The organism is Hymenobacter siberiensis, from assembly GCF_018967845.1.
Lineage (GTDB): Bacteria > Bacteroidota > Bacteroidia > Cytophagales > Hymenobacteraceae > Hymenobacter > Hymenobacter siberiensis.
The window spans coordinates 3,791,210-3,804,404 of record NZ_JAHLZZ010000001.1; the positions used below are offsets into that span (position 1 = coordinate 3,791,210).

Annotated in this window: 11 protein-coding genes; 7 read left to right on the forward strand and 4 right to left on the reverse strand. The window is 56.9% G+C overall.

The features are described 5' to 3' along the window. Window positions 1–217 precede the first annotated feature (217 nt). Both KQ661_RS16545 and KQ661_RS16550 read right to left on the reverse strand, forming a co-directional pair. The gene (locus KQ661_RS16545; RefSeq protein ID WP_216727528.1) at window positions 218–952 is read right to left on the reverse strand and encodes a LytR/AlgR family response regulator transcription factor; all 735 of its coding nucleotides are present in this window, start codon (window positions 950–952) and stop codon (window positions 218–220) included. 73 nt (window positions 953–1,025) lie between these two features. Further along, window positions 1,026–2,141: a sensor histidine kinase gene (locus KQ661_RS16550; RefSeq protein WP_216727529.1), complete on the reverse strand. Its 1,116-nt coding sequence runs from the start codon at window positions 2,139–2,141 to the stop codon at window positions 1,026–1,028. 397 nt (window positions 2,142–2,538) lie between these two features. Here KQ661_RS16550 and pulA point away from each other — a divergent pair, with 397 nt between their 5' ends. From pulA to KQ661_RS16570, 4 genes are all read left to right on the forward strand, one after another. Continuing rightward, window positions 2,539–4,530: a type I pullulanase gene (pulA, locus tag KQ661_RS16555; protein ID WP_216727530.1), complete on the forward strand. Its 1,992-nt coding sequence runs from the start codon at window positions 2,539–2,541 to the stop codon at window positions 4,528–4,530. A gap of 296 nt (window positions 4,531–4,826) precedes the next feature. Beyond that, a complete protein-coding gene (locus tag KQ661_RS16560; protein ID WP_216727531.1) occupies window positions 4,827–5,816 on the forward strand; it encodes a PspA/IM30 family protein in 990 nt (329 codons plus the stop codon). A gap of 137 nt (window positions 5,817–5,953) precedes the next feature. Continuing rightward, window positions 5,954–7,732, forward strand: a complete 1,779-nt coding sequence (locus tag KQ661_RS16565; RefSeq protein WP_216727532.1) for an OmpA family protein — start codon at window positions 5,954–5,956, stop codon at window positions 7,730–7,732. A 211-nt stretch (window positions 7,733–7,943) separates the two neighbouring features. Then, entirely contained in the window at window positions 7,944–8,726 is a 783-nt protein-coding gene (locus tag KQ661_RS16570) for an ABC transporter permease (RefSeq protein ID WP_216727533.1), read from the forward strand. Between the two features lie 68 nt (window positions 8,727–8,794). Here KQ661_RS16570 and KQ661_RS16575 read toward each other — a convergent pair whose 3' ends face one another. Beyond that, window positions 8,795–9,391, reverse strand: coding sequence for a transposase (locus tag KQ661_RS16575; protein WP_216727534.1), 597 nt, complete (start codon window positions 9,389–9,391; stop codon window positions 8,795–8,797). Between the two features lie 102 nt (window positions 9,392–9,493). Here KQ661_RS16575 and KQ661_RS16580 point away from each other — a divergent pair, with 102 nt between their 5' ends. The 3 genes from KQ661_RS16580 to KQ661_RS16590 all read left to right on the forward strand — a co-directional run bounded on the left by KQ661_RS16580 (window position 9,494) and on the right by KQ661_RS16590 (window position 11,674). Continuing rightward, window positions 9,494–10,324 (forward strand): ATP-binding cassette domain-containing protein, encoded by an 831-nt coding sequence (locus KQ661_RS16580; RefSeq protein ID WP_216727535.1) that lies wholly within the window; start codon window positions 9,494–9,496, stop codon window positions 10,322–10,324. 451 nt (window positions 10,325–10,775) lie between these two features. Further along, window positions 10,776–11,267, forward strand: coding sequence for a transposase family protein (locus KQ661_RS16585; RefSeq protein WP_216686216.1), 492 nt, complete (start codon window positions 10,776–10,778; stop codon window positions 11,265–11,267). 41 nt (window positions 11,268–11,308) lie between these two features. Further along, a complete protein-coding gene (locus KQ661_RS16590) occupies window positions 11,309–11,674 on the forward strand; it encodes a transposase family protein (protein ID WP_317196152.1) in 366 nt (121 codons plus the stop codon). Here KQ661_RS16590 and KQ661_RS16595 read toward each other — a convergent pair whose 3' ends face one another. Next, a complete protein-coding gene (locus tag KQ661_RS16595; protein ID WP_216727536.1) occupies window positions 11,675–13,141 on the reverse strand; it encodes a hypothetical protein in 1,467 nt (488 codons plus the stop codon). It abuts the gene before it with no gap. Window positions 13,142–13,195 lie beyond the last annotated feature (54 nt).

The window sequence follows — 13,195 nt, forward strand, 5'->3', positions numbered from 1 at the left end:
AACGGGCAGTAGCTAACGGGAAAACGGGGAAGCGAAAGCGGCATTGATGGCCGCAGGCGCGGCCGTTTGCCTGGCAGCCTGTACAAGGCGCGGGCACCGGGCCCAGCCCCCGAATCACGGCTTCGGCGAGGGCGCACTGGCGGCGGTGGGAGTACATCGGTCATGGTTCGACAAGCTCAGCATGACGCGCTATTTTGGTTCGCCTACCCCACCCCCATCAGGTCCAGCGGCTGAGGAACTGCAGGAAGGCTTCTTTGTACTGGTCGCCCACGGGGATGGTGATGGCGCCAATCTGGACGGTGAGACGGCGCACGGCCTCAATCTTATCGAGCGCCACGATGAACGAGCGGTGGATGCGCATGAAGCGCCGGGCGGGCAGCTTTTCCTCCATCGCCTTGAGGCTCATGAGGGAGAGCAGGGCGCGGGGCGAGCTTTTGAGGTGCACTTTCACGTAGTCCTTCAGGCCTTCGATATAGAGAATGTCGCTGAGGGCCACGCGTACCAGCTGGTACTCGGCTTTCAGGAAGAGGTATTCTTCCTCCTCGGGGCTGGCGGCGGGGGCCGTGGCGTGCTGGCTGGTGAGCTCGGCGTAGGCGCGGGCCTTGCCGGCGGCGCGCAGAAACTCCTCGTAGTTGAAGGGCTTGACGAGGTAGTCGAGGGCATCGACGCGGTAGCCTTCGAGGGCATACTGGCTGAAGGCGGTGGTGAAGATGACCCGCGGGCCGGTGGGGCCCAGCACGCGGGCCAGCTCCAGGCCGTTGAGCTCCTGCATCTGAATATCGAGGAAGGCCAAATCGACGGTGCCGGGGTGCTCGTGCAGGTACTTGAGGGCCTCCACGGCGCTGCCAAACTTGCCCACCAGCTCCAGAAACGGCGTTTTTTGAACGAAGGACGCGACCAGGCCCAGGGCCAGGGGCTCATCATCGACGGCAATGGTTTTGAGGGGCGTCATAAGGAATAAGGAACAGGGGATAAGGAATAAGGACGTGGGAATTAAGGATAAGGAGCTGAAACGAAAGGAGCGACTACGCCCTCAATTCCTTATCCCCTATACCCTTTTCCTTGTCCCCAACATGCAACGTGAGGTGCACCCGGAATTCGTTGGCGGGCGTGTGGTCATCCACCAGCAGGTTGAACCGGCCGGGGTACAGCAGGTCGAGGCGGCGGCGGGTGTTGGCAAGGCCGATGCCGTTGCTGCCGGCCAGGTCGGTGCTGGGCAGCGCGAGCAGGGTGTTGCGCACTTCCAGCTCCAGCACATCGGGCGAGGGCTGGGTGAGGCCGATAAAGATGCGGCTGCTTTGGGTGGCGGCCACGCCGTGCTTGAAGGCGTTTTCGAGGAAGGGCAGCAGCAGCATGGGGGCCACGGGCACATCGCGCACGGGCTCGGGGCGGTCGAAGGTGACGGTCACGCGCTCATCGAGCCGCAGCTGCATGAGGGTGATGTAGTCCTGCACGAAGGCAATTTCCTGGCTGAGCAGCGTGAGGCCGCCGGCGGTGTCGTACAGCACGTAGCGCATCATGCGCGAGAGCCGGTGAATGGCCACGCGGGCCTGCTCGCCGTCGAGCAGCGTGAGGGCGTAGATGTTGTTGAGGGTATTGAAGAAGAAGTGCGGGTTAATCTGGGCCTTGAGCACCGACAGCTCCGAGCTCACGCGCTGCTGCTCCAGCGTCTGCCGAATCTGGGCATCGTTCTGCCACTTCTGCACCACCGTAATGCTCGTGCTGATGCCCAGCACAAACATGGTGGTGAGCAGGCCCATGGTGTCGATGCGGAAGCTGCCTCGGTTCAGCCGGGGCCGACCGGCCGCCGCCTCAAAGGCTTTGTCCATGAGGGCGGGCAGGTCGAGTACCGATTCCAGAAACTTACTGAAGCTGAGCACCACCGCCGTAGTGGCCACCAGGGCCAGAATAAACCAGCCGTTGCGCCCATGCAGCAGCAGGCGCGGCACCGTAACGTTGGCCGTGAGGTAATAAGTGGCCACCCACGCGGCAAACATCAGCCCCTGCTTCAGCCAGAACTGCGGCGGCATGGTGAGCCGCCCGGTGAGCGGCTGAAACAGCAAAAACGTGAGCCCGAACAGCCCCCACACCAGTACATGAATAAGCGGCGTGAGGTAGCGACGGGGCGTGAGGACGGCCATAGATGAGGGAGAAATCGGAACAAACATAGCCGGTCCCGTATTCCAAAGCCGGGCCAAACCGACCGCACCCGCAATTCCATCGACGGCGGGCAGCGTTTTACCGTCGGGCAGGTGGGCGGGGTTTGAAGGACGACACTCCCCTCCTTACCAAGGAGGGGATGTTTCAGCAAAGCTGAAACGGGGGTGGTTGTGGGCGTTGTGGGCATTGAACGGTCGAGACCAGTTCAACACCACCCGGGACCGGTTCAACACCACCCGGGACCAGTTCCGCACCGCCCTGTCACCGTTCAACGCACGCAACCACCCCAGCTGACGCTTTGCGTCAGCATCCCCTCCTTGGTAAGGAGGGGAGTTTGGGGAGGTTACACTTCCGGCCGGACTCCCGACCTTTGCCCCCATGATTCGCCCGCTTCTACTACTGCTTGTGCTGCTCTCCCCTGCTCCCGCAATCTCAGCACCATCCCTTCCCGACTATGCAACTTACCCCACCTACCTCGGCCCCGACCTTGGGCTAACCTGGCGCGGGGGCCAGGCCACGCTGCGCGTGTGGGCCCCCACCGCCTCGGCCCTGCACATGCGCCTCTACGCCGCCGGCAGCGGCGGCCCGGCCCGTGCCGACTTTGTGATGGCCAAAGCCGAAGGCGGCACCTGGACCTACACCCTGCCCGCCGGCACCACCGGCTTCTACACAGTACAGGCCACCATCGCCGGCAAAACCCTGGCCGAAGTAGCCGACCCCTACGCCCACGCCGTGGGCGTGAACGGCCAACGCGGGGCCGTGTTCAACCCCATCATCGCCGAGCCGCCGGGCTGGAAAGACGACCTGCGCCCCGCCCTGAAACAAGCCACCGACATTGTAATCGGCGAAGTACACGTACGCGACCTCACCATGCACCCGCAGTCGGGTGTGCGGCACAAGGGCAAGTTTCTGGGGGCCGCGCAGGTGGGCACCCGGGGCCCGGACGGCGTGAGCACCGGTCTCGACCATTTGGTTGAATTGGGCCTGACCCACGTCCACCTGCTGCCCACCACCGATTTCGCCAGCATCGACGAAGCCGCGCCCGCCAGCGCCAACCGCTACAACTGGGGCTATGACCCGCTGAACTACTCCGTGCCCGAAGGCACCTACTCCACCGATGCCACCAACCCGGCCGCCCGCATCCGCGAGTTCAAGCAGCTGGTGGAAAACCTGCACGGGGCCGGCCTGCGCGTGGTGCTCGATGTGGTGTACAACCACACCGCCGATGCCCGCCGCAGCAATTTCGAGCAGCTGGTGCCCGGCTACTACTACCGCCACAACCCCGACGGGAGCCTGAGCAACGCCACCGCCTGCGGCAACGAAGTAGCCTCGGAGCGGCCCATGGTCCGCAAGCTCATCGTGGAATCGGTGGCGTATTGGGCGCAGCAGTACCACGTCGACGGCTTCCGTTTCGACCTCATGGGCGTGCTCGACATTGAAACCATGCGCGCCGTGCGCGTGACCCTCGACCAGCAGGACCACAGCATTTTCATCTACGGCGAGGGCTGGACCGCCGGCCCCTCACCCCTGCCCGACGCCAAACGCGCCCTCAAAGGCAATATGATGAAGCTGGACCGCATTGCCGCCTTCGGCGATGAGCTGCGCGATGGCGTGAAGGGCCACTACGCCCACCAGACCGAGCCCGGCTTCGCCAGCGGCCAACCCGGCCTGGAGGAAAGCGTGAAATTCGGCATCGTGGCCGCCACCCGGCACCCGCAGCTCGATTATACGAAGGTTAACTACTCGAAAGCGCCGTGGGCCGGTGCACCGTCGCAGGCCATCAACTACGTGGCCTGCCACGACGACCGGGTACTCTGGGACAAGCTCAAGGCATCGAATCCCAACACCTCGGAAGACACGCTCATCAAGATGGATTTGCTGAGCAACACCATCGTGTTCACCTCGCAGGGCGTACCGTTTTTGCCGGTCGGCGATGAGTTCCTGCGCACCAAGGGCGGCTCCTCCAACTCCTACAACCAGCCCGACAGCGTGAACCAGATTGACTGGGGCCGCAAGGCCAAATACGTGGGCGTGTACGAGTTCTACCGCAAGCTGCTGGCCCTGCGCCGCAACCACCCCGCCTTCCGCCTGCCCACCACCGAGCTCATTCAGCAGCACCTCGAATTCCTGCCCAACATGGCCCCCGGCATCATCGCCTACCAACTGAAGGACCACGCCGGCGGCGATGCCTGGAACACCATCACCGTCATTTTCAACGGCAACCGGGGGGCCTGGAGCGTGCCCCTGCCCCGCGAAACCTACAAAGTAGTGCTGCGCGGCAACCAAATCCAGGAAGAAGGCCTCGACGTGCTGGAGGTAACCAGCGGCGTGCAGGTCCCCGGCAACTCCGCCCTGATTCTGGTGCGGTAGAGACGCATAATTGCGTCTCGTCGTTGAACGGTAATCGTACAGACGATGCGGACGAAGAGACGCAATTATGCGTCTCTTCCCTTGCTGATTTGAAAAAATTCGCTTTCCATTTTGGAAAAATTCATCCCCGTTGGGCCCCGTGCCCGGCGGGGATTTTTTATTATTCAATTGGTAATCAACAGGTAGTTCGGCTCGAACCCAGGCATCACCAATCCGGCATTGGTATTGGCATATGGTGGAGGCAACCAATTAACGGCCGCACCGGCCACCACCTCCCTCCCCCCAATACCAACGCCATGAACGCACTTCCTTCTTTCGATTCCGCCCCCGGCCTCCCCAAGTGGCAGCAGCCGGAAAAAGTAGCCGGCCGCGTGGTCCTTATCGGGCTGGTAGGCACGGCGGTGTATTTCTGGGGCAGCATCCTGCCCTTCCTCGTAGATATGGTGTTCGACACCGTGAAGCTAGGCATCGGGCTGGGCACGCTGTTCGTGCTGTTTCTGCTGGCCACCAACAAGCGGATTCACGCCGGACTGTGGTACGCCGGGCAGCGCGTACTGCGCTCGATGGCGGGCATCTTCGTCAACACCAACCCCATCGGTATCATGGAAGACTACATCTCGAACACCGAGAAGGAAGCCCGCAAGATGGACGCCGAAGTCACCAACATCGAAGGCGCACACGAGCTAGTGAAGCGCAAGCTGGCCGCCAACGCCGCCCAGATAAAGGAGTACCTGGCGCTGGCCGACTCGGCCACCCGCCAGGGCGAAAAGGACGCCGCCGAGAGCTACGCCATGCGCGCCGCCCAGGTGCAGGACTACAACCAGCGCCTGCAGCCCATGGCCACCACCACGGCCAACGTGACGGTAGTAATGCGCCAGATTCTGAAAGCCGCCCTGCGCCAGATTGATGGCAGCAAGTTCAAAGTCAACCTTTTGAAGGATGAATATCAGCTGGTGAAACGCACCAGCTCGGGCATGCGCGCGGCCATGAACATCCTGCGCGGCGACCCCGACAAGAAGTACTTCTTCGACCTGGCCACGGACCGCGTGGCCGAAGACATGGCCCAGCAGCTGGGCCAGATTAAGCAGGCCATGCGCTACTCGCAGGAGTTCGTGAAGGAGATGGACATCCAGAACGGGGTGATGAGCGAGAAGGGCCAGCGCCTGCTCGACCAATACCAGAAAGGCGAATTCAACGCCGTGCTCAACGAAAAACCGCAAGCTCCCCAGAACATTCTCACCACTAAAAAAGCCTCCGATGATGCCTACTCTAGCCTGCTTGATTAGCTTTTTGCTGGCCTGGGCCTGCTTGAGCAGCGCAGACTTTGTAGCGCGGACTTTTAGTCCGCGAGTCACCCAGCCAGCCCACTCTATTTCCATTCAACCACCCCATTCGCGGACTAAAAGTCCACGCTACTACTCCGATGACAACACGCGGTAAATTCATTATTGGCCTCCTTCTTTTTGGCCTCCTGTACTTCGGCATCAACAAGCTGGTTACCAGCGGTGCCGTATTTAAAAAGGCCGACACGCAGTCGGTGCTTTTGAACTCGATTGAGCTGCCCACGACCACCGGCGGCAACCACGCCAACATCGTGGTGCCGCTGGCCCCCATGCCCGGCACCGCCCCGGCCGACAAAGGCACGCCCCTCACCTGGGAAGTGATGGCCTGGAACAGCCAGATGGCCGGCATGCTGGCCAACGGCGGCCCACGCTCCACGATGGGCTCGGCGGCCGCCGCCAACGGGCTCGACATGCAGATTGTGCGTCAGGACGACGTGAGCAAGATGCAGGCCGACCTGGTGAAAAACGCCCTCGACCTGCAAAGCAACCCGGCCACTCCCGGCCTGATTGTGAGCATCATGGGCGACGGCCTGCCGGCTTTCTCGGCGGTGCAGAACGAGCTAAAAAAAACCGGTACGCAGCTGCAAATCATCCCCTACTCAGTGGGCAAATCCTTCGGCGAAGACAAGCTGATGGGCCCCAAGGAGTGGCTGGATAACCCCAAGCTGGCCCTGGGCAAAACCGTGGCCTGCTATCTGCGCGACGGCGACCAGAACATTGCCCTAAAATGGTGCGCCGACAACGGCCTGAAGGTGAACCCCGACGAAACCACCTACGACCCCGAAGCCGTGAACTTCATGGCCGCCAGCGACTTCCTGGTGGCCGCCGAGAAATACATCCTCGGCAAGCCCGAAGCCCGCACCAAGGTAGTGAACGGCAAGAACACGGGCGTGAAGGTGGACGTGGTAGCCGATGCCGTGGCCACCTGGACGCCCGGCGACGTGAACATCGCCAAGCAGCGCGGCGGCCTCGTGAACATCGTGAGCACCAAGGACTACTCCAACCAGATGCCCAACATCATGGTAACGACCAAGCGCTGGTACGACGCCCACCCCAAAGAGGTACTGGGCCTGATGACGGCCTTCGCCGTGGCCGGCGACCAGGTGAAAAGCCACCCCGAAGCCCTGACCCGCGCCGCCGATATTTCGGCCACCGTGTACGGCGACCAGGATAAGCCCGGGGCCTACTGGCTGAAGTATTACAAAGGCGTGAGCGAAGCCGACCGCAACGGCGAAGTAGTGGAGCTGGGCGGCAGCAAAGCCTTCAATTTCAGCGACAACTTGACCCTGTTCGGCCTTGATGAAGGCGGCACCAACATCTACGCCTCGGTGTACAAAACCTTCGGCGACGTGCAGAAGAAGCTCTATCCGAAGGAGCTGCCCATCTACGTGCCACTCACCGAAATGCTGGACCTCGCGCCCCTGCAAAAGCTGCAGGCTCAGTACAAAGGCAAAGCCGTAGCCCCGGCCGAAACCCAGCAGTTTGCCGCCGGCGACGAAATCCGCCAGAGTGTGAGCAAGCGCGCCTGGAACATCGAGTTCAACAGCGGCCAGAGCAGCTTCACCCCCCAGACCACCCGCGAGCTAACCCAGCTTTTCGATGACCTGGTAGTAGCCGGCCGCCTCAAAGTAGCCGTGCACGGCCACACCGACAACGCCGGCGACCCCGGCAAAAACCAGCAGCTCTCGGAAGACCGCGCCATGGCCGTGCAGCACTGGCTCGAAACCAAGAGCCACAGCGCCTTCCCCGATGGCCGCATCCAGGTGTACGCCCACGGCGCCACCGAGCCGGTAGCCAGCAACACCACGCCCGATGGCAAAGCGAAGAACCGCCGGGTCGAGGTGGTGCTGGGCAACTAGAACGACACTCCCCTCCTCAGCTGAGGAGGGGATGTGAGCGCCGAAGAGGCGCGAATGGGGGTGGTTGGCCTCGTTGAACGACACCCGAACGAAACCCTTACAGAACCTCACGCGAGTCGTTCAACGATTCAACCACCCCAGTTGAGCCTGCGGCTCAACGTTCCCTACTTGGTAAGGAGGGGAGTTTGACCGCCATTTCCGTTCTCCCACCATGAAAACCCTCTTCTCCCCCAACGCCCAGCCGCGCCCGCTCATCTTCACCACCATGGTGGTGGCCCAGGTGGCCCTGTTGCTGCTGCTGTGGCTCTTTTACCCCATGCAGCTCTTCCCCAGCCTGGGCGAAGTCATCCGCTCCCTCGGCGACCTCATCACCACGCAGGGCCTCATCCCGGAGCTGTGGGCCAGCATGACCACCGCCATCGAGGCACTGGCCGTGGCCACGGTGCTGGCGCTGGGCATTTCCTACCTCACGGCGCTACCCTTTTTCCGGCCCATCGCCTACGCGGCCTCCAAGATGCGCTACCTCACCCTCACCGGCCTCACGTTTTTCATGGCCCTCATGGTCAGCTCCGGCCATCAGGTGAAGTTATCGGTGCTCATTTTCGGGGCCACCGTATACCTGGTCACGGGCATGACGAGCGTAATTCTGACCACCACGCAGGAGGAAATGGACCACGCCCGCACCCTGGGCATGAGCGAATGGCGCAGCTTCTACGAAGTGGTAGTGCTGGGGAAATTGGATGAGATGCTCGAAGTAGTGCGCCAGAATTTCGCCATCATCTGGACGATGATTACGCTGGTGGAAACGCTCTACCAATCCGAAGGCGGCATCGGGCTGCTGCTGTATAAGCAGAACCGGTACCTGCACCTCGATGGGGTGCTGGCCATTCAGCTGGTGATTCTGGCCACGGGCGCGGCGCAGGACTACGTGTTTGTACTGCTGCGGAGGGTGTTTTTTCCTTACTCGGCGCTGGGCAGTAGCGCGGACTTTTAGTCCGCGAGCGAACGGTACGCCTGAACGTTTCCACCCAATTGCTTCAACTCGCGGACTAAAAGTCCGCGTTACTGCGCCAGGAAGCTATACGGCCACTTTTCCCAGTCATCGACCAGCCCGGCTTTCACCGGATTGTCCAACACGTAGCGGATAATCCGGTCCAGCTCTCCTGGCCGCACCACGTGGTCGTAGCTCTCGGCCTGCCAGAAACTGCCGCTCCGACCCAGCAACTGATTCGCCTGCTTGCTGGAATAGCCTTTGAGCGATTGTAGTGTTTTTACCAGCGACGGCGCTCCTTCGGGCAGTTCTACTACCAGATGAGCGTGGTTGGGCATGATGCAGTAACATCGCAGGTGGTAGCCTTTTCCATCGGGATAATGCAGGGCCTGTGCCACGATGGCCGCAACGTCGGGCTGCCGCAGCCAAGTGGGACCGTAGCTGCTACCCGCCAGCAAATCATCGAAACGCCCGAAGTATTTCTTCCGCTCGGCATACTGCGCGGCGGGGTCTGGCCCGCAGCTTTCCTGCAGCAATCGCGCTTCGGTCTGCAGCCGCTCCAGCACCTCCTGCGGCAGGCTGCCCGCCAGCCGAAATGTAATGAAAATGAGCTCGCCCGGTGGCAGCCGGTGCGGCAGGTTGCGCTCATAATAAATCAGGTCGGACACCCTGCAATGTAGCGCGGACTTTTAGTCCGCGACCCACAAAGTCCCTCAAAACATCCTTTTCCACCGCTCTCACTCGCGGACTAAAAGTCCGCGCTACTTCCCATGACCATCCACACCCACGCCTACCGCGACCCCATCCTGACGCTCAACAACGTCTCCATCGCCTTCCACGGCGAATCCATCCTGCGCGACATCAACGCCCAGGTCCTCGACGTGACGCGGCCCAACATGCGCCAGGGCCAGGTCGTGGGCTTCTACGGCCGCTCGGGCATCGGCAAGTCGGTGCTGTGCCGCATCATGGCGGGCCTCATGGCGCCCGGCACCGGCACCGTGGAAGTGGGCCTCGCCCAGCAGGCCGTGACGCCCGGCATGGTGGGCTTCGTGCAGCAGCGCTACCCCCTCTTCGAGCACCGCACCCTGCACGACAACCTGCTGGTGGCCGCCCAGCGCAAGCACGCCCCCGCCGACGCCCGCCAGCACGTCGAGGCCTACCTCGAACGCTTCGGCCTGGCCCCGCACCGGCGCAAGTACCCGGCCCTGCTCTCGGGCGGACAGCGCCAGCGGGCGGCCATCGCCCAGCAGCTGCTCTGCTCCGACCACCTCATCCTGCTCGATGAGCCCTTCTCCGGCCTCGACGTGGCCATGATTGACGAAGTGAAGAAAATCATCGTCGAAGTCACCACCATGGACGAGCTGAACACCGTCATCATCGTCTCGCACGACATCGTGACCACCACCGCCCTGGCCGACCGCCTCTGGCTGCTCGGCTACGAGCACGACGCGGCCGGGGCCCTCGTGCCGGGCGCCACCATCAGCCCCCAGCACCAATACAACCTGGCCGAAATGGGCCTCGCCTGGCACGAAAACGTCGAAGCCGAACCAGAATTCGCCCAGTTTGTCGAGCACATCAAGAATGAGATTCGGGGGAGTTAAAACTATATTTAGTTGTCAGACAGTGGACGCTAACTTATTTATAGTTTCTATGGTCTTAGAGATATCTCTCCTTACACTCCTTTTCATATAATAGTGTAAAAATCTTCCAACAGTGGTATTAACCAAAGTAGAAATTTCCGCTCTCTTAAGCAAGAATAGCTCATCGCTCATATTTCTATGTACACTCAAGTTTCTCTGAGTATAAAGCTCAGTCAATAGGTACTCTACCCAATAATCAACCCTCGAATATAACCCACTTTTATTTGAGTAATAATCCTCAATCCGTGTAATAATATCAGACATAAATGGGGTTGGGATTTTTGAAGATATTAGACTAAGAGTGGACCTTGTTTTATCAAAACCTTTTTTTGTAAAGTCAGCCGTAAGATTAGACTTGTTGCGAAGTGAGTGAAGTGCGGAATTTTCGACAAACTGTACTTAAATTTAGAACATGAACTTTTCCGTAAAAAACCTCACTACTTCGCGTAAATGGCGTGCTGCCACGGGACTCACGGCGGAGCGTTTTGCGCAGCTTTTGGCGCATTTTAAGCAGGCGTATTTTCGGTTAAATGGAACAGATATGATTGAACGTGGGGCTTTTGCGCCGTATGAAGTAGCCCTTAAAACAGAAGAAGAATTACTGCTTTTCACCCTATTCAGCTTCAAAGCAAACTTGACGTATGATTTGTTGGGATTGGTCAGTGGGATGGACGGTTCCAACGCGAAACGCAACCAGGAATTAGGCATTACGGTGCTCCAAGAAGCGCTGGAGCAAACCGGGCATGCGCCAAAGCGGGAATTTGCGACAGTGGCCGAATTTGAAGCCTATTTTCAGGAACACGAGACGTTATTGGTCGATGGAACAGAGCAACGCAAGCAACGACCAGGAAATAAAGAGATGCAAAAAGACTACTATAGCGGTAAAAAAAAATACACGCCGTAAAAGAGATAGTTATTTCAACGACCATTCGCTGGATTGGTTTTATCAGCCGTTGTTACGGCGGAAGACACCACGACTACAGTGTGCTAAAAAGCATTTTACCAGTTGATAAAGAGTGGTTTAAAAAGTTCAAGGTGCGGTTGGACCTGGGGTTTTTGGGCTTCGCGAAAGACTACGTTTGCCGGAAAGTTTTTATTCCTATCAAAAAGCCGAAAGGGAAAGAACTCACCGATGAACAACGAGAAATAAATACAAAACAAGCAAGTGAACGAATTACCGTAGAGCATAGCATTGGCGGATTGAAACGTTATCGAATTTTGGAAGACCGATTACGTTTGCATAATTTGAACCTGTACAATGACGTGCTGGGAGTGTGTGCGGGCTTGTGGAATTTCAGCTTAAATCTGTGATTAATAGCTCGCAACAAGTCTATTATACGCAACAACTTCACTTTGGGACAATGAATAATTGTCTTCATTAGAGGCAAATGGCTTATTATCATTCAAGGTATTAATTAGAAACACCTTCCATTCATACATAAAATTATGTTTTAAGTATAGCTTTAAAAGACTTTTAGTCAATTCTTTAATTGCATCTTCACTGCCAAAGGCAGCTTCTAATGCCATCCACAGCTTTTCAGGAGCGTAGGAACTCTTGCTTGCAGAAGCAGTAACAACTGACAGCAGATTTATAATTTTCTTATCTTGCTGGTCATTGGGGTTTAAATTATTAATAAATTTTATATTTTCAATTTGGTAGTCCTCTAAACTATCGACGCGTACAACTCCCCTATGAAGGGCATCCGATGAACCCCACAGTATATCCAAGTTTGCATTGGATATAAAGCAATTACGTATATATATTTCGCCATTCGCATCAATCTCCTTGTTAAGAATAGCTAGGGAGTGCCGAGCCTGGTAAAACCCTTTGAGAGACACCTGTTCTTCTTGAGTACCTACTACCTTAACAATAGCGTTGCATTGCGAAGGATTTTCATCTTTTTCTACATCAAACACAAATGTCTCTTCAAAAAAATGCGTATCTAATTTATGCAATATTTTCGGGTGAGTCTTCGGATTATAAAATTCAACGCCTAAAATTATTTTAGGCTCCATAGCCCAATTAATATTATACACTTTAAACAATACATTGAACGTCCTTTGCGGCCTATTAAGCAGATTAATTATTCCCTCAATTTGGTTTTTAAGAGTTAGGTTCAAGAATATATCTTTTTTGTAAGTATCGTATTCATTGTCAGAGTCAAATTCGCCACGCATTCTTTCATATGGAAAATTTCTATAATCGTGCAAGGCATCTGGTATGTTTTTAATATAATTAACACCAAAACCTTTATGAAGCAGCTCAACTATTAAACAGTTAGCCATTTGCTTTAGAGAAGCAATTACATCATTATCAACTGGTTCATCTTTCTCCAACACAGCAATGACTTCCCTCACCAAGAGTGTAGAGTACTCCGTATCAAGCCAACTATCGATAGTTTTTATCGTTCGAACAATTTTCTCAGGCGAGGAAGCCGTCCAGCCGGAATTACTTAATCTACAATAAGCCCTTAGCTTTCCAATCGCCCTTTTAACATTACGTTGTTGAATATTCTTTACAATAAAATTTTTCTTATTAAAAAGCGAATCATTTTGAAAGAAAAAGACAAATCTCGGTTTAGCATATCGAAAATTCCCCTCTATCTGCAAAAGCAATTTTTCGATTATTGTACGATGTGATTTTAGAAAAAAAATGTCAAAATTCGCCCTTTGATTTGTTAATGCAAATTTCCAGTAATGAAAGAAGAATTCTACCCTTGCGGTAATATTGGGCTGATGCTGGCTGGTTACATCATCTTTGTAAGATAGTTTTATCAAGTCCATCTCTGTGATTTGTTGGTAGGCATCAAAGGTATTATTCTTATTGACTAA